Source organism: Lutibacter sp. A64 (assembly GCF_022429565.1).
Classification (GTDB): Bacteria; Bacteroidota; Bacteroidia; order Flavobacteriales; family Flavobacteriaceae; genus Lutibacter.
This window is the reverse complement of record NZ_CP092487.1, coordinates 1,411,115-1,429,468: the sequence shown is the minus strand read 5'-3', so window position 1 is coordinate 1,429,468 and position 18,354 is coordinate 1,411,115. Positions and strand designations below refer to the sequence as shown.

22 protein-coding genes are annotated in these 18,354 nt (G+C 27.1%); 12 read left to right on the top strand and 10 right to left on the bottom strand.

The genetic code is table 11. From position 1 onward, the window contains the following. Window positions 1-24: 24 nt before the first annotated feature. Together MKD41_RS06010 and MKD41_RS06005 are read left to right on the top strand one after the other, a co-directional pair. A complete protein-coding gene (locus tag MKD41_RS06010) occupies window positions 25-894 on the top strand; it encodes an MbnP family protein (protein WP_240244537.1) in 870 nt (289 codons plus the stop codon). Between the two features lie 79 nt (window positions 895-973). Further along, window positions 974-1,993, top strand: coding sequence for a cytochrome-c peroxidase (locus MKD41_RS06005; protein ID WP_240244536.1), 1,020 nt, complete (start codon window positions 974-976; stop codon window positions 1,991-1,993). A 14-nt stretch (window positions 1,994-2,007) separates the two neighbouring features. Here the strand turns inward: MKD41_RS06005 and MKD41_RS06000 are convergent, their stop codons facing one another. The 3 genes from MKD41_RS06000 to MKD41_RS05990 form a co-directional block, all read right to left on the bottom strand. Continuing rightward, window positions 2,008-2,598 carry a hypothetical protein gene (locus MKD41_RS06000; protein ID WP_240244535.1) on the bottom strand — a complete coding sequence of 197 codons (591 nt, stop codon included), beginning with the start codon at window positions 2,596-2,598 and terminating at the stop codon, window positions 2,008-2,010. 32 nt (window positions 2,599-2,630) lie between these two features. After that, window positions 2,631-3,638, bottom strand: a complete 1,008-nt coding sequence (locus MKD41_RS05995; RefSeq protein ID WP_240244534.1) for an adenosine deaminase — start codon at window positions 3,636-3,638, stop codon at window positions 2,631-2,633. A 175-nt stretch (window positions 3,639-3,813) separates the two neighbouring features. Next, complete coding sequence (locus tag MKD41_RS05990; protein WP_240244533.1) at window positions 3,814-4,179, bottom strand: hypothetical protein; 366 nt, start codon at window positions 4,177-4,179, stop codon at window positions 3,814-3,816. 473 nt (window positions 4,180-4,652) lie between these two features. Here MKD41_RS05990 and MKD41_RS05985 point away from each other — a divergent pair, with 473 nt between their 5' ends. Both MKD41_RS05985 and MKD41_RS05980 read left to right on the top strand, forming a co-directional pair. Further along, window positions 4,653-4,919, top strand: a complete 267-nt coding sequence (locus MKD41_RS05985; protein WP_240244532.1) for a hypothetical protein — start codon at window positions 4,653-4,655, stop codon at window positions 4,917-4,919. Window positions 4,920-5,036: 117 nt separating this feature from the next. After that, a complete protein-coding gene (locus MKD41_RS05980) occupies window positions 5,037-5,249 on the top strand; it encodes a hypothetical protein (RefSeq protein ID WP_240244531.1) in 213 nt (70 codons plus the stop codon). Here MKD41_RS05980 and MKD41_RS05975 read toward each other — a convergent pair. After that, a complete protein-coding gene (locus tag MKD41_RS05975; protein ID WP_240244530.1) occupies window positions 5,246-6,193 on the bottom strand; it encodes a hydrogen peroxide-inducible genes activator in 948 nt (315 codons plus the stop codon). The two genes, MKD41_RS05980 and MKD41_RS05975, sit on opposite strands and share 4 nt — an antisense overlap. A 114-nt stretch (window positions 6,194-6,307) precedes the next feature. Between MKD41_RS05975 and MKD41_RS05970 the strand changes: the two genes are divergently transcribed. After that, entirely contained in the window at window positions 6,308-6,778 is a 471-nt protein-coding gene (locus MKD41_RS05970) for a Dps family protein (protein WP_240244529.1), read from the top strand. 102 nt (window positions 6,779-6,880) lie between these two features. Here the strand turns inward: MKD41_RS05970 and MKD41_RS05965 are convergent, their stop codons facing one another. The 4 genes from MKD41_RS05965 to MKD41_RS05950 are packed head-to-tail and all read right to left on the bottom strand — an operon-like array spanning window position 6,881 to window position 9,699. Continuing rightward, a complete protein-coding gene (locus MKD41_RS05965; protein WP_240244528.1) occupies window positions 6,881-7,693 on the bottom strand; it encodes a lysophospholipid acyltransferase family protein in 813 nt (270 codons plus the stop codon). A gap of 37 nt (window positions 7,694-7,730) precedes the next feature. Then, complete coding sequence (locus MKD41_RS05960) at window positions 7,731-8,366, bottom strand: NUDIX hydrolase (protein ID WP_240244527.1); 636 nt, start codon at window positions 8,364-8,366, stop codon at window positions 7,731-7,733. 2 nt (window positions 8,367-8,368) lie between these two features. Then, window positions 8,369-8,980, bottom strand: a complete 612-nt coding sequence (locus MKD41_RS05955) for a trimeric intracellular cation channel family protein (RefSeq protein ID WP_240244526.1) — start codon at window positions 8,978-8,980, stop codon at window positions 8,369-8,371. Beyond that, entirely contained in the window at window positions 8,980-9,699 is a 720-nt protein-coding gene (locus MKD41_RS05950) for an RDD family protein (RefSeq protein ID WP_240244525.1), read from the bottom strand. The genes MKD41_RS05955 and MKD41_RS05950 overlap by 1 nt, the downstream gene beginning before the upstream one ends. Before the next feature lie 107 nt (window positions 9,700-9,806). Between MKD41_RS05950 and MKD41_RS05945 the strand changes: the two genes are divergently transcribed. The 6 genes from MKD41_RS05945 (at window position 9,807) to MKD41_RS05920 (ending at window position 16,139) form a co-directional block, all read left to right on the top strand. Beyond that, window positions 9,807-10,778, top strand: a complete 972-nt coding sequence (locus MKD41_RS05945) for a stage II sporulation protein M (RefSeq protein WP_240244524.1) — start codon at window positions 9,807-9,809, stop codon at window positions 10,776-10,778. Beyond that, window positions 10,765-11,655, top strand: a complete 891-nt coding sequence (locus tag MKD41_RS05940) for a hypothetical protein (protein WP_240244523.1) — start codon at window positions 10,765-10,767, stop codon at window positions 11,653-11,655. Before MKD41_RS05945 ends, MKD41_RS05940 begins: the two co-directional genes overlap by 14 nt. Window positions 11,656-11,658: 3 nt before the next feature. Further along, window positions 11,659-12,399: a DUF4129 domain-containing protein gene (locus MKD41_RS05935; protein ID WP_240244522.1), complete on the top strand. Its 741-nt coding sequence runs from the start codon at window positions 11,659-11,661 to the stop codon at window positions 12,397-12,399. A 1-nt stretch (window position 12,400) separates the two neighbouring features. Then, window positions 12,401-13,606, top strand: a complete 1,206-nt coding sequence (locus MKD41_RS05930; protein ID WP_240244521.1) for a DUF4350 domain-containing protein — start codon at window positions 12,401-12,403, stop codon at window positions 13,604-13,606. Then, on the top strand, window positions 13,596-14,579 hold the full coding sequence (locus tag MKD41_RS05925; protein ID WP_240244520.1) for an AAA family ATPase: 984 nt from the start codon (window positions 13,596-13,598) through the stop codon (window positions 14,577-14,579). Before MKD41_RS05930 ends, MKD41_RS05925 begins: the two co-directional genes overlap by 11 nt. A 228-nt stretch (window positions 14,580-14,807) precedes the next feature. Then, window positions 14,808-16,139 (top strand): DUF58 domain-containing protein, encoded by a 1,332-nt coding sequence (locus MKD41_RS05920; protein ID WP_240244519.1) that lies wholly within the window; start codon window positions 14,808-14,810, stop codon window positions 16,137-16,139. Here the strand turns inward: MKD41_RS05920 and ppgK are convergent. Then, a complete protein-coding gene (ppgK, locus tag MKD41_RS05915; RefSeq protein ID WP_240244518.1) occupies window positions 16,132-16,875 on the bottom strand; it encodes a polyphosphate--glucose phosphotransferase in 744 nt (247 codons plus the stop codon). The genes MKD41_RS05920 and ppgK overlap by 8 nt on opposite strands. Before the next feature lie 204 nt (window positions 16,876-17,079). Between ppgK and MKD41_RS05910 the strand changes: the two genes are divergently transcribed. Further along, window positions 17,080-17,481, top strand: a complete 402-nt coding sequence (locus tag MKD41_RS05910; RefSeq protein ID WP_240244517.1) for a hypothetical protein — start codon at window positions 17,080-17,082, stop codon at window positions 17,479-17,481. A gap of 6 nt (window positions 17,482-17,487) precedes the next feature. Here MKD41_RS05910 and MKD41_RS05905 read toward each other — a convergent pair whose 3' ends face one another. Continuing rightward, window positions 17,488-18,345, bottom strand: coding sequence for a mechanosensitive ion channel family protein (locus MKD41_RS05905; protein ID WP_240244516.1), 858 nt, complete (start codon window positions 18,343-18,345; stop codon window positions 17,488-17,490). Window positions 18,346-18,354: the final 9 nt, after the last annotated feature.

Sequence of the window (18,354 nt, the reverse complement as noted above, 5' to 3'; positions counted from 1 at the left end):
ACAAATAATAAAAAATCAAAAACAATGAAAAATTTAAAAAACTACATTTTATTAGCTATTTTATCAATTACATTTATAGCTTGTGAAAATGATGATATTCCTGTAGCAAACAACATAGTATTAGCGTTTAATAATACGTTTAAAGGTACTACTATAGTGCTTGGTACCGATGCTGCAACTGCAACTGTAAATACTTCAGAAGCAGGGCAAACGCATTATTTTTCTGAATTAAAATATGTGATTAGTAATATTAGACTTATAAATACTGATGGAATTGAAATTCCGTATAATATAAATAATTTAGATAATGGAGCAACAGTTGTAGATCATTCAAAATCAGTGACATTACAATATGTTTTAAATGAAATTCCTACCGCAGAATACACTCAAATAAAATTTGGATTAGGTGTAAAATCTGAATTAAATACTTTAGATCAAGTAAGTTTTCCAAATTTTTATGCACTTGCTGGAGCAAATGATACAGAAATGATGTGGGAGTGGGGAACAGGCTATCGTTTTACAAAAATAGAAGGTTTTTATGATGTTGATGATAAAGAATTATCAATACATACAGGTAGCACAATAGATGGAACTCAAGGAGACGAAAGTACTTATGTACCTGGTGTAGATGCTTATAGAGATATTACATTAAATTTACCAACAAATGCAATTGTAGGTAGCAACGCACCATTAATTAACATAAATGTAGATTTTGATAAATTGTTAAGTGGTGATAATGAAGTTATTACACTAAGTTCTGGAACTGCTATGCCTAATAACGCAACACCAAATATTCATACAGCTGTTCAAATGACGAGATTTGTTGATAATATTGGAGGAAATGGAACAAGTAATGTAACTGGAATGTTTTCTATAACAAGTGTAGAAAATTAATATTTTAATGTTTAGAGTCAGTTATGCTTATTAAAAGCAGGCTGACTCTTTAAATAAAAGTCAATAAAATCTATTTTTAATGAAATTATTTATAAGAAATATAGCTATTTTGCTGTTATTAATATCTTGTAACAACGATGATTATGAGATTATTTCTTATGACAATCCAGACTTAGTTCTCAATATTCCAGCAGAATTTCCAGAGTTAAACAACTCGGTATATAGTAATTTTCCTACAAAATATGGAGTTGAATTGGGTGAAAAACTCTTTTTTGATAAAAGATTAAGTACAGATAATACCATTTCTTGTTCTAGTTGCCATAAACAAGAAAATGCATTTTCAGATACCAATGCAATAGGTATTGGAATTAAGGGTAGAGTAGGACTGCGTAATGTACCTTCAATTCAAAATTTGGCATTTATGCAAGTTTATAATTGGGATGGAAATAAACGTAAATTAGAAAATCAGCCTTTAGTTCCTATAATTACTCATGAAGAAATGGATTCTTCTATTTTAGAAGTAATGGGTAAACTTGAAGTTGATGAAACGTATGTTCAATTATTTAATAAAACTTTTGGTGATAAAGAAATAACACCAGAAAGAATATATAATAGCATTGCTCAATATGAATATACCTTGATTTCTGCTAATAGTAAATACGACAGTGTAAAAAGAAATGAAGAAGTTGTTTTTACTGAAAATGAAGCAAAAGGCTATCAAATTTTTCAAGAAAAATGTGCAACTTGCCATAGTACAGAACTTTTTACAGATCAAAGCTTTAGAAATATTGGATTTCCTATAAACCCAAATACAGATGAAGCAGGTAGAGCAAGAGTTACTGGAATTGAAGAAGATTATATGCGTTTTCGTGTTCCTTCTTTACGAAACATAGAATACACAGCACCTTATGGCAGTTTTGGACAATTTGCTACTTTAAAAGAAGTTTTAGATTATTTTGATAATGGCGTTTTATATGCCGATAATTTAGATCCTATTTTTAAAAAAAATGGCAATAGAATTCCTTTAACAGAACAGGAAAAATTAGATCTTATTTCATTTTTAAAAACATTAACCGATACAAACTTTATTGGAAAGTAAAATAACTATAAAAACTAATCTTTTTTATGTTTATTTAATTCATCTTGTAATCTTCTCATTACTTTTTGTTCACGTTCTAAAGCTCTTTTTCTGTGTTCTTCAAACTCTTCTTCAACTTCTTTTAAATTTTGTTTTGTAAGCTTTGTAACACTAATACTTTGTTTGTATTTAGAAATAAAGAACAAAAGGAATAATAGTAATCCACCAATTATAGATAGCATTATAGTTTTAAATAAGCCTTTTTCAAAATCGATTCCTAAAAAAGAAATTGTGGTTATCTGATTTTTTAATTTAGCTATTTCATTTTTTTTAGAACTAAAAGAAGTATTTAGGCTATCAATTACTGCTTTTTGTTTGTTTATGGTGTTTGTAGCTTTTAAAATATCTTCTTTTGAAGCTGAAATTGAATCGTTAATATTAGATTTTAATTTTAATAACCAATTTAGTTTTACAACTTTATAATCTTGGTATTTATTAGAATTTTCAATTAAGTTTTCGAATTGTGTATCTACAGAGCCAGAATCAATAAATTGTTTAGTTGTTTGACTATATGAAATAATAGTAATAAACACTAAAATAAACGTTACTAGTAATCTTTTTTTCATTATAAATTAATTTGATTTTTTTGGGGACAAAATTAGTTGTTATTTAAGTAATAAACTTCTAATTCTTCTAAATATTGTTGTTTTAATTCATCATTTAAAAAAGAATATTGAAATGAGTTTTTTGCAAGTTGGTAAATTTGGTGTTTTGTTAAATTTAAAGCAGCCTGTATTTCAATAAAATTTAGATTTACATTACCTCCAAAATAAGCAGGGTCGTCAGAATTAATAGTTACTTTTAAACCTAAATCTAACATTTTTTTTAAAGGGTGCTTTTTTAAATCTGTTACTACTTTTAATGCAGTATTTGAAAGCGGACAAACGGTTAAAGCAAGATCTTTAGCTAGAATTTCTTGTATTAATTTATGGTCTTGTAGTGCATTATTTCCGTGATCTATACGTTTAATTTTTAAAATATCTAAAGCTTCCCATACATAATCAGAGTTTCCTTCTTCACCAGCATGTGCAACAGTAATATAGCCTTCTTTAATAGAAGCTTCAAAAACATTTTTAAATTTTGAAGGTGGGTTTCCTTTTTCTGAAGAATCTAAACCAACGGCAGTAATTTTGTTTTTAAATGGTAACGATTGTTCTAATGTTTTAAAAGCGTCTTCTTCTGTTAAATGGCGTAAATAACTCATTATTAATTTTGAAGAAACTCCTAATTTTTCTTTTGCATCTTCACAAGCTTTTGAAATACCCGAAATTACAGTTTCAAATAAGATACCTCTTTCTGTATGTGTTTGTGGGTCGAACATAATTTCTGTATGACGCACATTTTGTTTTGCACAACTTTTTAAATAACTGTAAGTTAGATCGTAAAAATCTTGTGTTGTGGTTAAAACAGCTGCACCTTGATAATAGATGTTTAAAAAATCTTGTAAACAATTAAAGTTATAGGCTTCTTTAATTTCTTCAATAGAATTATAAGGAATTGTAATATTGTTTCTTTTAGCTATTTTAAACATTAGTTCAGGTTCAAAAGAACCTTCGATATGTAGATGTAATTCAGCTTTTGGTAAATTAGTAATAAATTCTTTCATTCCGCAAAACTACTTAATTCAGCTATTTAAATTTCATTTTGTTGAAAACTTAAGTAATATAAGTTAATTAATGGCTGTAGAAATGTAAAATTATTTTAATTAAACCTTTTTGTCAGCAAATTAAGATTTAAAAATTTCACATTTCTAAACAGCCAAATAAATATAATTTTATCTGTTAAGAGGCTTTTGAAATATGTTTTTTTAAGGGGAGTTTAAATATAGATTTACAAATAATATCTTCTTGTTGGCTATTGTTTAAACTTACAGTAACCGCTAAATGTAATTCGTATTCGCTTAAATGTTTTATTTGAGAGTTTAAAACTAATTGATCTTTTAGATAAGCGTTTTTTAAAATTTGTAATTTATATAATCGAGGAATTGGGTGTACTATATCTGCCTTTTCAGTTATTTTTTCTTTTACAAATGTTTCCATTTTATTGTAAAGTACTGCAGGTAATAAAGCGTTGTTTTTGTTAATGTCTTTTATAGTTACAGTAAATATATTAGTGTTATTTATAGTGTTGTTTTCAGTAGTTTTCATAAAAATTGAATTTTAAAATTTATTTGTAATGTATGGGAATTAATTTAAGAGTTGTTTTGCTGTTCATCTTTTTTAAGAGCATGCAAATAATGGAGTAGGCCTGTTGATAATTTGTAATTTGTTTCATAATTTTTGTTTTAATGATTAATTTATGGATAAAAAAAAGGTGCTTTTTAAAAAAAGCACCTTTTGTAATATTGTTATTTAATTTATTTAAATTTAATAATAGTGCCTTTTGGAAATATAAACAAGTTGTTGTTTAGAATTACGCATAACAAAAACAGAACAAATTGATGTTAAAATCGATTTGGTTTCCATAATATTGGAACATAATTGATATGTTTTGGCGACTAATTTCATAATTGTTATCAAAAATATAAAATTATTTTGTTTAACAAAGAAATTTCATATAAAATTAAAGTTAAATTATGCTTTTTAGTGTAAATTTGCAATTACAAACTAATAAAATAATTATGGCTAGTATAAAAAATTTAAAAAAGGATATTAATTACGTTTTAGGTGATATTATTGAAGAATGCTATACTTGGGAAATTTTAAACCCGAAAGCAGATACTAAAGGAACTGAGGAAATTATTGATGAAGCTATTGAGGCTTTTGATGCTTTAATTGAAAAAGTAAATTCAAAAGACGTAGAAAATTATAAAGCGCATTTTAAAGCTATTAATAGTGAGTTAGAACAAACTGCAAAACAGTTAATTGAAAAAATTAATAGTTTATAACTTTAACAAATCTTTACCTTTTTAAAGGTTTGAAATGTGTCTTATTTTTGGTAAATTTATACAATAATTAATACTAATAAAACGTTCTTTATTTACCAACTATAAAATTTTTAATTTATGGCAAGAGCAATGTTTGAGTACACAAAAACAGTACTTGAAAAAGTCAGCTTTAATTTTGAATTATTTAACAAAGAATTAGAAAAGGCAGTGACTAGGTTATTACCTTATGAGGTTAAAGAGTTGTATTTTTGGTTACAAGAATTCACTCAAAATAAACCAGACCTACATAAGTGCCTGTCTCTAGTAGAATCTAAAAAAAGGAGCGTTTAAGCTCCTTTTTTTTGTTGTATAGGGCTTATGATTTTTACATCATTAAATGTTATTACACCTCTAATTAAACTGTCTATTAAGTTTTTTAAAGCTTCTATTAAGTGTACTTTTAGATGTGATTTATGATAAATAATACTAACTTCTCTAGCGGGTGCAGGCTTTTTAAACTCTTTTAGATATTTTTTATCCTCATCGTTTAAGTCTAAAGTTTGTAAATACGGTAAAAGTGTCATTCCTAAACCTTCTTTAGAGAGTTTTATTAAAGTATTAAAGCTACCGCTTTGCAGTTGAAAATTTTGATTTTTATTACCTAAAGCACTACATAAATTTAAAATGTTTTCTTTAAAACAATGGCCATCTTCAAGTAATAAAATATCATCAATATCTAAATTTTCTATATCTAGCGTTTTTAGATTATTTAAGCGATGTTCTTCAGGAACAAAACCAACAAAAGGTTCGTAATATAAAACACGCTCTTTAATATTTTCATTTTCAAGTGGGGTAGCTGCAATTGCAACATCAATATGTCCTTCACTTAATTTTTTTACAATTTCGCCTGTAGTTAATTCTTCAATCTTTAAATTTATTTTTGGATATTTTTTTATAAATGACTTTAAAAATAAAGGTAACAATGTAGGCATTATTGTTGGAATTATTCCCAATTTAAAATCACCTCCAATATATCCTTTTTGTTGCTCAACAATATCATTTATTCTATTGCTTTCATCAACAATAATTTTAGCTTGCTCAACAATTTTTTTTCCAATTTCAGTTAATTGTATCGGTTTTTTATTTCTATTAAAAATTTTTGTTTCTAAAGCCTCTTCTAGCTTTTGAATTTGCATACTCAATGTTGGTTGTGTAACAAAACAATGTTCCGATGCAATTGTAAAGTTTTGATGTTCTGCTACGGCTAAAACATATTTTAATTGGGTTATTGTCATTGGTATAAATTTTTACGATAAAGATATTAAAACAATTGATAACGATTATGATAAACAACGTCTTTTTTTGCTTAAATTTGATGTAGAAATAAAATAATATAAAAAATAGATAAAATGAGTACAACAAGTATTGGATTAAACAAACAAGAAACAGATGACTTAGCTGTAAGTTTAAACGAATTATTAGCAAACTTTCAAGTATATTACCAAAATTTAAGAGGTTTGCATTGGAATATAAAAGGGAAGTCCTTTTTTATATTGCATGAGAAATTTGAAGAACTTTATACAGATTCTCAAGAAAAAATTGATTTAATTGCTGAAAGAATTTTAACTTTAGGAGGAACTCCATTACATACTTTTAATGATTATGTAAGTTTAGCTAAAGTTCCTGTAGGAAAAGATGTAACGAATGATGTTGAGTCTGTAAAATTAGTAGTAAGTTCTTTGTCAGAATTATTGAAAATTGAGAGAAATATTTTAGGAGAATCTGATGAAGCAGATGATGAAGGAACCAACTCTATGATGAGTGATTTTATTGCTGAGCAAGAAAAAACAATTTGGATGTTAAATGCTTGGTTAAATTAAAAGTAACTTTTTAATAAAAAGAAGATGCTTAAAAAGTGAAGTTTTAGTTATTCTGAAAATTAGTTCAGGTTAACAGATAAAACACTTTTTAAGCAGTTTTTTTTAGTATAGATCCCAAAATTGACGCTTTTTATTAAGTTCTTCTTCATGACGTTTGTAAATTTCTGTAGGAATTACTTTTAGCATTGTAGGGTCTTGTTCTATCTCAATTTCAATTCTTTTAACAATTTCATCTACAGTTTCGTTTTCATAATCAATTTCCATAGGAGGTTTAATAACCATTGATTGTAGAATATTACGTTTTTTAATCAATAGACCTTTCTTGTCGAATGATCGTCTAAAACCATCAATAACAATAGGAACTACAACTGGTTTGTATGTTTTTATAATATGTCCAGTTCCTCTTCTAATAGGTTTAAATGGTTTAGTTGTACCTTGTGGAAAGGTAATTACCCAACCATCTCCTAAGGCTTTTTTGATATTACTAATGTCAGACATTTTTACTTGTCTGTTAACCTCTTTTCCTGCACTTCTCCAAGTTCTTTCAATTGATATAGAACCTGCATAAGCAAAGATTTTAGGTAATAAGCCAGATTTCATAGTTTCTGAAGCGGCAATATAATAGATGTTTAATTTTGGTTGCCAAATATATCCTATGTTTTTAATAGAATCATTTCTTCCTTTTAAAGAAGCATTAAAAACATGAAACATAGCAGCAACATCTGCAAAGTAAGTTTGATGGTTTGAAACAAACAATACATTTGTATCTGGAAGTTCTCTTATAATTTCAGAACCTTCAATATGAAGGTTGTTGAATCTACGGTATCTACCATGAGAAACAATTCCAAAAAAGCGAATTAGCCATTTCTTTAAAAATAAAATATGGCCAAAAGGATTTCTTTTGAAAATAGGCATTTAGTTGGTTTTGGTTCTTACAAATTTAATAAAAAAATTATGATATTGTTTTTATTAATTCTTTGATTTCATTTAACATCATTGCAGTGGCTCCCCAAACAATATAATTGTTTAGTTTAAAGCAAGGTACATAAATGTTTTTTGCATAAGAGGTTGATAAAATTGTAGAGCTAATTGCTGTATCTGCTAATAAATCGGAGAGTTTAACTTCAATTAAAGCTTCAACTTCATAATTTTTAGTGAATTTTGGAGTGTATTTTAGATAACTTAAATAAGGTGTTACAATAAAATTACTTGGTGGAATATAAACATCGGTCATTTTTTTAAAAATAGTAATGTCTTCCTCAATAATTCCAACTTCTTCTTTTGCTTCTCTTAAAGCTGTGTGTTGCAACGAGCTATCTTTAGGGTCTAATTTACCACCAGGGAAGCTTATTTGAGCAGAATGTACACCTTTGTAACTGGCTCTAAGTGTTAATAAAATATGTAATTCGCCTTTTTTATCTGGATAAAAAATAACTAAAACACCTGCTTTTCTGGGGTTACTGGCTTTAATTTTTTCTTCAGAAAATTCTTTTCTAATTTCTGGAGCTAATTTAAATTGTGCTTCTAAACCGCTAATTTTAGCATTTGATAACTGTTTAATATGTTTTTTAAAAACTAAAAAATTCATAGTTATTCTTTTGCGTAAAAAGTTGGTAAGGATAATTTAAATTTAAGAGCAATTAATCGAATGGCAATAATTAAAATAGATGTAGTAACATAAATAATACCACTATTAATTTCAAAATTATGCAATGCTAAAAATATAGCAGATCCTAAGACGCATGCCGTAGCATAAATTTCTTTTCTAAATATTATAGGAATTTCATTACACAATATATCTCTTATAACACCACCAAAAGAACCGGTCATTGTTGCTATAGAAATTATAATTATTGGATGAAAGTTAGCATTTAAACCAATTTCTGTTCCCATAATGGTAAATATTCCAAGTCCAATACTATCAAATAAAAAAAGTGATTTATTAATGTATTTTAATTTTTTTCTAAAAATAGTAGCAAATATAAAAGACCCAAGTATGTAATAAATTACAGCTGGATTTTTCATCCAAAATACGGGATGCGCACCAATTAATACGTCTCTTAATGTTCCACCGCCCACTGCAGTAGCAAAGGCTATAATAAAAACACCAAACGGATCCATTTTTTTACGCATTGCAACTAAAGATCCCGATATTGCAAAAGCAATAATTCCTAAAATATCTAAAACGTTAAATAGTGTCATTACATTTGTTGTGTAAAATAATTATAGTCTTTAAGAATAATATCAATAAATTCAACTGTGTTTAATTCAGAATTAATTCCTGTTATTTCAATAATTTTTAGTTTTAATTTTAAGAGCATCTTGTGGTTATTATTTTTTTTAGCTTTTAAAAATAATTCTTTTATAGTTTGAATATCTTTATCTGACAACATAGTAACTTGAGGGAATGTTGGCGTGTAATCATCTGGAATATCAACCGCTAATGTGTTATTTATTGAAACTGTTTGTTTTTCAGAAATTACTGTTGTTCCAGCAGCAATATCTCCAAGTCGTTGCCCTTTTCCATTTAATAAAATAGTTAATAAGGCAATTGAACCAGAGGCTAAACTGATATCAATAACCCTTAAAACCCATCTAATTAAGTAGCTTCCAAAGGTAGGTTTTGAACCATCAATTTTTGTAACTCTAATTTTATTAAAATATTTTCCGGGAGTTTGACCATTATTTAATGTTTCAAATAATAAACTATAGAAAAATACAGGTAAACTTATTAGCGTATATAAAACATATATATTTTCAGTTTCTAGATATCCTAAAGCATTTACTATGTAGATAATTAAAGCATAATAAGCTCCAATAATTAACATATCAATTAAAAAAGCGCCAATTCTAGTACTTAAAGGGGCAACATTTTGTTGAATTGTAATATTTTGCGCTGTTTCTATTTTAAAATTGTCCATTTTTAATGTTTAAACTCTTTGGTTGATACAATTGTATTTTCTACATTCGTTAACTCTAAAAAAATAATATAATTAATTGCTAATTTGAAGCAGCAAAAGTATAAAAAATGCGTGAAGCATCATTTGTAAAAAGAAATAAAAATAAATGGCTCTTATTTGAAGATGTTCTAAATAAAAAAGAACAAGTTTCTCCTGATAAATTGTCGGATTTATATATAGAAATTACAGATGATTTAAGTTACGCTAAAACCTTTTATACCCAGAGTAATACAGTAGTTTACCTGAACTCTTTAGCTTCAAAAGCACATCAAAAAATTTATAAAACTAAGAAAGAAAGTAAAAATAGACTTGTAGATTTTTTTAAAACTGAATTTCCACTAGAATTTGTTAAATATCATAAACAATTATTAATAGCTTTTATTACGTTCTTGTTTTTTGCTATAGTTGGAGCGTATTCTGCTGCTAATAATGGAGATTTTGTACGCTTAATTATGGGTGATAATTATGTAAATATGACCTTAGAAAATATTGCATCTGGTGATCCAATGGCTGTATATAAAAAAATGGGAGAAGGAAATATGTTTATTTTGATAACTTTAAACAACATTAAAGTTGCAATGACGGCTTTTGTGTTTGGAATGCTGTTTTCTATTGGTACTTTATATGTTATGATGCAAAATGGTGTAATGTTGGGCTCTTTTTTATACTTTTTTTACGATAAAGCCCTACTTTGGGAATCATCTAGAACTATTTGGATACACGGAACTATTGAAATTTCTGTTATTATAATTGCTGGTTGTGCTGGTTTGGTTTTAGGGAACGGTTTGTTATTTCCTAAAACATATTCTAGGTTAACTTCATTTAAACATAGTTTTAAAGCAGGATTAAAAATTATGGTAAGTACAATTCCTTTTTTTATTGTAGCCGGATTTTTAGAAGGTTTTGTAACACGTCAAACGCAAATGCCAGATTGGTTAGCCGTATTTATAATACTAACATCTTTTATAATAATAATTTATTACTATATAATTTACCCAATAAAATTAACTAAACAACAAAAGATTAATGGAAACAAATAGCTTTATAGAATTTAAAAAAGAGCGTGATTTAGGTGCAATTATTACTGATACGTTTAAATTTATTCGAGAAAATTGGAAAGAATATTTTTTAACTGTTTTAAAAATGGTTGGCCCAGTTTTATTAATGGGCTTAGTTGTTTTGGTGCTTTATATGTTTACAATGTCAGATTTATTTAGCCAAATTGATACTATTGACGAGAATCCAGTTGGATTTTTATCTTCAATTTTTTCATGGGTTTTTGTACTAATTTTCGTGTATATTTTAATGTACACTTTATTATCTATGTCTTCATTATATTTTATAAAATCGTACATAGATCATAATGGAAAACCTCTATTTTCTGAAGTAAAAGAAAATGTATTTAAAAATATTTGGAAATTTTTAGGCTTAGGTTTTTTAATTACTATTGTAACATTGTTAGGAATGGTATTTTGCTATTTACCAGGTTTTTATTTAGGAACAGTTTTGTCTTTAGCCACTTCAATTATGGTTTTTGAAGACAAAAGTATTGGTGATACATTTTCGCATTCATTTACACTTATAAAAGGTGAATGGTGGAATACATTTGGAGTTTTAATTGTTGTTTGGCTTTTATTAATGGTTTTAGGTCAGGCATTTTCTATTCCTGCTATGATTTATCAATTTATTAAACTAGGAACTGTAATGGGAGGTGATGACCCAACTGAAGTGTTTTCAATTTTTAAAGATCCTATTTATTTGGCTTTAAATATTGGCTCTTATATCTTTCAGTTTATTTTATATTCAATCCCGTTAATTTCAACAGTTTTTATTTATTTCGATTTAAATGAACAAAAAAACTTAACAGGTACTTTTGAAAAAATTGAAAGTTTAGGTACAACAACTACAGAAGAATAAGAGATGCATAAAATACTGTTTTTTATACTTTTTTTAATGTTTTCGGCGGGTGTGTATGCCCAAGCCGATTCACTTGTTGTAAAAAATGATAAAAGCAGTATAGTTCAAAAGAAATTTGATACGAACGCTTTAGAAAAGTACAATTCTGATAAAGATTTCGATTATTCAGAAGCTAAAGAAACTAAAGATCCAACATTAATAGAACGCTTGTTTAATTGGTTAAGTAGGCAATTTTTACGCTTTTTAGAATGGATTTTTGGTGTGCAATACGCTAAAGGTATTTTTGGCAGTATTTTACAAGCATTACCTTATATAATTGTAGGTATATTACTGTTTTTATTAATTAAATTCTTTTTAAAAGTAAATTCTAATTCAATAGTTTCTAGCGCTTCAAATAAAGCGGTTGTATCTATTACAGATGATGAGGAATTGATAAAAAATAAAGATCTTAATAAATTAATAGAGCAAGCAATAGCACTTAAAAATTACAGATTAGCAGTTCGTTATTATTATTTAAATATATTAAAACAACTTGAAGATACTCAGGTTATTACTTGGGAGCAACAAAAAACAAACGAAGATTATATTCAAGAAATTTCTAAAGAAGCTATAAAAAGTTCGTTTAAAGATCTAACAAGATTGTACGATTTTGTTTGGTATGGAAATTTTGAAATTAATGAAAATGAGTTTGTAAAAGTTACTAGAAATTTTGAAGCAATAACTAATTTAATAAATAGTAAATAAGTTGGATAGAAAAGCAAAAATATATGCTGTACTGTTTGTACTCTTAATTTTCGGATATATTTATTTGGAAAGTACAAAAAAACAGCCTATAAATTGGTTTCCAAGTTATGTGTCTAAACACAAAATTCCTTTTGGAACCTATGTTTTAAATCAAGAATTAAGCAATTTATTCCCTTCAACTAAAGTAGAAACAGTAAACATTCCACCTTATATTTATTTACAAGATTCAACAAGAACAGGAACCTATTTTTTTGTAGATGATGCATTAAATTTTGGTGATACAGAATTTTTTAGATTAATGGAATTTGTGGAACGTGGTAACGATGTATTTATTTCTACCCACGGAATGAATATTGATACTTTAAATTTTGAAACCGAACGTTTGGTTAGTAAAAATTTAGATGAAAAAGTATTTTTTAAGCAATTAAATAAATCGTTTAAAGGAAGAGAATATTCTTTTGATAGACCTTTTATAAATCAAATTTTTACAAAAATAGATACCATAAATACTGTAATTCTAGGTATTACAGGTTATGTAAATTCTGAAGAAGAACGTACAGAAGAAGGTGTTAATTTTGTAAAACGTCCTTATGGAAAAGGTAATTTTTATTTGCATACATTTCCAGAAGCGTTTACAAATTATAATATGTTGTACGAAACCAATCATCAACATACAGCAAATATTTTATCGTATTTAAGAGATGATATTCCAATTTTATGGGATGCTTATTATAAAACTGGAAAAAGTAGAATTACTTCTCCTTTACAATATTTACTAGGTTCTAAACATTTAAAATGGGCATATTATATGGCATTAATAGGTGTTTTGTTCTTTATTATTTTTGAAGGGAAAAGAAAACAACGCAGTATTCCAATTATAAAACCATTAAAAAATCAAACACTTGCTTTTACACAAACTATTTCTAATATGTATTTTGAAAAGCAAGAACACAAAAATATTGCAGAACATAAAATAAGTTATTTGTTAGAATATGTAAGAGTTAAGCTAAATATTTCAACAACAAAAATAGATGCAGAGTTTTATAACAATGTAGCAATGCGTAGTGGAAATACTAAAGAAGACGTTGAAAAATTGTTCAAATTTTGTGATGCCATTCATTTAAAAAACCAAATTACAAACGAAGAGCTTATTAAATTGAACACATTAATAGAAAAATTTAAAAAAACAATTCAATATGGAAAATAACGATTTGAATTTTGAAAATAGAATAGATTTAGAAAAATTAAAAAATGCAGTAATTCAAATTAAAGCAGAATTAGGTAAAATTATTGTAGGTCAAGAAAATTTTATAGATTTATTAATTGTTGCATTATTGGCTGATGGTCATGTACTTATTGAAGGTGTGCCAGGCGTAGCAAAAACAATTACAGCTAAATTGTTAGCAAAAACTATAGATACTGGTTTTAGTAGATTACAATTTACGCCAGATTTAATGCCAAGTGATGTGTTAGGAACTTCGGTTTTAAATATGAAAAATTCTGAATTTGAATTTAGAGAAGGCCCTATTTTTTCTAACTTAGTTTTAATAGATGAAATAAATAGAGCTCCAGCAAAAACACAAGCTGCTTTGTTTGAAGTTATGGAAGAACGTCAAATTTCTATTGATGGAACCACCTATAAAATGAAACCTCCATTTATGGTGTTAGCAACACAAAATCCAATTGAGCAGGAGGGAACTTATGCGCTACCAGAAGCGCAATTAGACCGATTTTTATTTAAAATAGATGTTGGTTATCCTAATTTAGATGAAGAGATTTTAATTCTAAAATCACATCAAGATAGAAAAGGAACGTTGCCACAAAATCTAATTACGTCATTACTTTCTGAAGCTGATTTATTAGAGTATAAAAACAAGGTATTTGAAGTGTTGGTTGAAGAAAAAATTATGCGGTATATAGCTCAAATAATTACAAAAACACGTAACCATCCACATTTGTATTTAGGTGGTTCACCTAGAGCAAGTATTGCAATTTTAAATGCATCTAAGGCGTATGCAGCAATAAACGGACGCGATTTTGTAATTCCAGAAGATATTAAAAAAGTTATATTTCCTGTATTACGCCATCGATTAATTTTAACTCCAGAGCGCGAAATGGAAGGTTTAACTACAGATAAAGTTATTGAAATGATTGTTCAATCAGTTGAAGTTCCTAGATAGTTAAAAGTTGAAAAGTCTGGAAGTTGAAAGATTAAATTTTACACGTCTTTGCCAAGAAGTGTTTGAAATGTAATGAAAAACACGACTGCGGCAATCTCATTATTAAAAAGTTCAATGTTTAAAATAAAAAATAGTTTGTATTTATGAACAACAGATTACTTCGTGTTTTACTCTTAGTAAAGACGAATAAAATAATATTTAAAAAGTTGAAAATTAAAAATAAAACAATTGAAAATTATTAAAAGCATATACATACATCAACGTTTTTTTGTTTACATAAGCATTATTTCAGCGTTATTTTTGGTTTCTTTTTGGCTACCAATATTGTATAGCTTGGCTTGGATTTTAGTAACTATTATTGCAGCCTTGCTTTTTAGTGATTTAATATTGTTATTTAATTCTAAAAAAGGAATTGATGCACGTAGAATTTTAACTGAAAAGTTTTCTAATTCAGATGAAAATCCAATTTCAATAACTATAAATAATAAGTATGCATTTAATATTGAAGCTAAAATAATTGATGAATTACCAAATCAATTTCAAAAAAGAGATTTTGAACATATTGCAAATCTAAAATCGCAAGAAAATTATAATTTCGAATATGAAGTTATTCCTGTAGAACGTGGAGAATATCATTTTGGTAATTTAAATATTTTTGTATCTTCACCTTTAAAAATTATTGCCAGACGCTTTAAATTTCAAGAAAATGAAATGGTTGCTGTATATCCATCTTATATTCAAATGAAAAAATATGAATTTTTAGCAATGAGCAACCGTTTAACAGCATTCGGATTAAAAAAAATAAGGAAAATAGGACATACCTTAGAATTTGAACAAATTAAAAATTACATAGCAGGAGATGATGTTAGAACAATAAATTGGAAAGCCACAGCTAAGCATTCTCAGTTAATGGTTAATCAATATCAAGACGAGAAATCGCAACCTATTTATTCTATTATAGATTTAGGTAGAGTGATGAAAATGCCTTTTGAAGAATTAAAACTATTGGATTATGCTATAAATTCTGCCTTGGCTTTCTCTAATATTGCCCTTAGGAAAAATGACAAAGCAGGTTTAATAACTTTTGCTAAAAAAGTAGATACAATAGTAGCTGCAAGTAATAAAAAAACACATTTAAATGTTATAAATGAAGCTTTATATAACATAACTACTAAATATAACGATGCAGATTTTGGATATTTGTATGCTGTAATTAAACGAAAAGTTACGCAGCGTAGTTTGTTAATTTTATATACAAACTTTGAGCATATTTCATCTTTAAAGCGTCAATTGCCATTTTTAAAAGCCATTGCTAAATATCACTTATTAGTTGTTGTATTTTTTGAAAATACAGAATTAGATATTTTAATTCAAGAAGATGCAGAAGATTTGCAAACTATTTATCATAAAACAATTGCAGAAAAATTTGCCTATGAAAAAAGATTGATTGTTAAAGAATTAGAGCGTAATGGTATTTATGGAATACTTACAAAGCCCAAAAATTTAACAGTTAACGTTATTAATAAATACTTAGAATTTAAAGCTAAGGGATTTATTTAATTTGAAAGTTAGCAGCCATTGCAGCTCCAATAATCCCGGCTTCGTTTTCAGCTTCGGCAGCTACAATAGGAGTATCAATTTTTATATGATTTACAAATTTCCCTAGTTTTTTACTAGCACCGCCACCTACAATAAATAAATCTGGAGAAAGGATTAAATCTATATGTTTAAAGTATTTATTTAATCTTTTACCCCATTCTTTTCTATTTAGCTTCTCGCTTTTTCTAACGGAGTCTGCAGCGTATTTCTCAAAAACTTCACCATTTTTATAAAGTACATGTCCTAATTCAGTATTAGGTAATAATTTTCCATCTAAAAATACTCCAGAACCTATTCCTGTACCTAAAGTAATCATAATAACAGTTCCTTTTTTATCTTTTCCAGCCCCAAAACTCATTTCGGCTAAACCAGCTGCATCTGCATCATTTACAATGGAGTATTCATTTCCTGTTTTTTCCGAAAAAACTAAATCAACCTGTGTGCCTTTCCAATCTTCATGAAGATTTCCTCCAGTAAGGCATTTACCATGTTGTAGAGGTGTAGGGAAACCACAACCAACAGGTCCATCCCATTCGAAATGGTTAATCATTTTTTGAATTGTTTTAGCAACTTTTTCTGGTTTTGCAGGTTTTGGAGTAGCAATTCTATGCCTTTCTGTAGTTAAATTTCCAGTTTTTGTATCTACTAAAGCACCTTTTATTCCTGTACCTCCAATATCAATTCCTAAAACGATCATTTTCTATTTTTTGAACAATTTATTAAAAAAAATACAATGTAAAATTATTTTTTTCTTTTTAATTTAAAAATAAATAAGATTTTGTAGGTTAAATGCTTAATATAATGTGTTTTAAAATATAATTAAAAACATCTTGTAAAAGCATTATATAGAATGTTTCTAAAGTAAAAACACCTTAATTTTGTAATCATAAATTTGTGAAAAATGAATGTAATTTCTCAAAATACCCATTTAAAAGCATCTGAAAAATTTATTGGAAAAGTAATTTCGATTGAAAAAACAAAAGCCATAGTTCAATTAAAAATTACAGATGAAATGGTGGTTGATAATTTTGGACTTTCTCACGGGAGTTTTACTTTTGGTCTAGCAGATTATGCGGCAATGGTTTTAATTAATAAACCAAATGTAGTTTTAGGAAAAGCTGAAGTAAAATTTATAAAGCCAACAGTTTTAGGAAATATTTTAGAAGCTACAGCTGTGTATAAAGAACAAATAAATGAAGTAAAATCTGTAATTGAAGTTTCAGTTTTAAATGAAGATAATGTAAAGGTTTTTGAAGGTGAATTTGTTTGTTTTTCTTTAGAAAATCATGTTTTAAAAAAATAATAAAAATTATGTTTTATCTATTTGATTTTCAGAATTGTTAGATTTAAAATGCACATCCATTTGTGGAAATGGAATTTTAATGTTGTTTTCGGCAAATTTTCTATTAATAATTTTTCGTATTCCACTTTTAGTTCTCTCAATTCTAAAAACATTTTTACTAAAAAATAACAATTGAAGATCTAAAGATGAGTAGCCGAAATTAATTAATCTTGCTTCTATTAATTTTCTGTTAAAAACTTCTGGATGTTCAAATGCACTTTCTTCTAAAATTTTTAGAACCAAATCAACATCACTGCCATAAGCTACACGTACATCAATTTTAAATCTTGTTTTTTGAGATTGATGGCTCCAATTAATTACTTTACTTGTGGTTATTAAAGAATTAGGGATTATAATTGAAATATCATCTCTATCTAATGCTTTAGAAGTTCTTAAACCAATGCTTTCAATTTTTACAACTTCATTATCAACCTCTAAAACATCGTTTATTTTAATAGATCTTTCGGTAAGCAATATAAAACCAGAAACTATGTCGTTAAATGTTTGTTGCAATCCTAACCCAACACCAACTAGTAAAGCGGCAGATCCGGCTAATAATAAAGTGACTTTTATACCAAAATTTTCAAGTATAAAGCCAATAGCTGCCACATATAAAATGTATTTTATAATTTGATAAATAGCGTACGATGTTCCGGTATCTAGTGTAGTTATTGTATGTTTACGGAAAAGTGCTTTTTTTATAACCCATAAAAGGATTTTTATAATAAAAATAGTGAGTACTATAATTACCAATTTTGAGATTTTCACAGTAGTGTCTCCAATACTAAAAACTTCAAAATTTAATATGTTATTTAATGTATTCATTCTTTTATT

What these genes read in the sequence shown, in the direction of transcription:
- MKD41_RS06010 (WP_240244537.1), top strand. Translation starts at nt 25, where the DNA reads ATGAAAAATTTAAAAAACTACATTTTATTAGCTATTTTATCAATTACA.
- MKD41_RS06005 (WP_240244536.1), top strand. Translation starts at nt 974, where the DNA reads ATGAAATTATTTATAAGAAATATAGCTATTTTGCTGTTATTAATATCT.
- MKD41_RS06000 (WP_240244535.1), bottom strand. Translation starts at nt 2,598, where the DNA reads ATGAAAAAAAGATTACTAGTAACGTTTATTTTAGTGTTTATTACTATT.
- MKD41_RS05995 (WP_240244534.1), bottom strand. Translation starts at nt 3,638, where the DNA reads ATGAAAGAATTTATTACTAATTTACCAAAAGCTGAATTACATCTACAT.
- MKD41_RS05990 (WP_240244533.1), bottom strand. Translation starts at nt 4,179, where the DNA reads ATGAAAACTACTGAAAACAACACTATAAATAACACTAATATATTTACT.
- MKD41_RS05985 (WP_240244532.1), top strand. Translation starts at nt 4,653, where the DNA reads ATGGCTAGTATAAAAAATTTAAAAAAGGATATTAATTACGTTTTAGGT.
- MKD41_RS05980 (WP_240244531.1), top strand. Translation starts at nt 5,037, where the DNA reads ATGGCAAGAGCAATGTTTGAGTACACAAAAACAGTACTTGAAAAAGTC.
- MKD41_RS05975 (WP_240244530.1), bottom strand. Translation starts at nt 6,193, where the DNA reads ATGACAATAACCCAATTAAAATATGTTTTAGCCGTAGCAGAACATCAA.
- MKD41_RS05970 (WP_240244529.1), top strand. Translation starts at nt 6,308, where the DNA reads ATGAGTACAACAAGTATTGGATTAAACAAACAAGAAACAGATGACTTA.
- MKD41_RS05965 (WP_240244528.1), bottom strand. Translation starts at nt 7,693, where the DNA reads ATGCCTATTTTCAAAAGAAATCCTTTTGGCCATATTTTATTTTTAAAG.
- MKD41_RS05960 (WP_240244527.1), bottom strand. Translation starts at nt 8,366, where the DNA reads ATGAATTTTTTAGTTTTTAAAAAACATATTAAACAGTTATCAAATGCT.
- MKD41_RS05955 (WP_240244526.1), bottom strand. Translation starts at nt 8,980, where the DNA reads ATGACACTATTTAACGTTTTAGATATTTTAGGAATTATTGCTTTTGCA.
- MKD41_RS05950 (WP_240244525.1), bottom strand. Translation starts at nt 9,699, where the DNA reads ATGGACAATTTTAAAATAGAAACAGCGCAAAATATTACAATTCAACAA.
- MKD41_RS05945 (WP_240244524.1), top strand. Translation starts at nt 9,807, where the DNA reads ATGCGTGAAGCATCATTTGTAAAAAGAAATAAAAATAAATGGCTCTTA.
- MKD41_RS05940 (WP_240244523.1), top strand. Translation starts at nt 10,765, where the DNA reads ATGGAAACAAATAGCTTTATAGAATTTAAAAAAGAGCGTGATTTAGGT.
- MKD41_RS05935 (WP_240244522.1), top strand. Translation starts at nt 11,659, where the DNA reads ATGCATAAAATACTGTTTTTTATACTTTTTTTAATGTTTTCGGCGGGT.
- MKD41_RS05925 (WP_240244520.1), top strand. Translation starts at nt 13,596, where the DNA reads ATGGAAAATAACGATTTGAATTTTGAAAATAGAATAGATTTAGAAAAA.
- ppgK (WP_240244518.1), bottom strand. Translation starts at nt 16,875, where the DNA reads ATGATCGTTTTAGGAATTGATATTGGAGGTACAGGAATAAAAGGTGCT.
- MKD41_RS05910 (WP_240244517.1), top strand. Translation starts at nt 17,080, where the DNA reads ATGAATGTAATTTCTCAAAATACCCATTTAAAAGCATCTGAAAAATTT.
- MKD41_RS05905 (WP_240244516.1), bottom strand. Translation starts at nt 18,345, where the DNA reads ATGAATACATTAAATAACATATTAAATTTTGAAGTTTTTAGTATTGGA.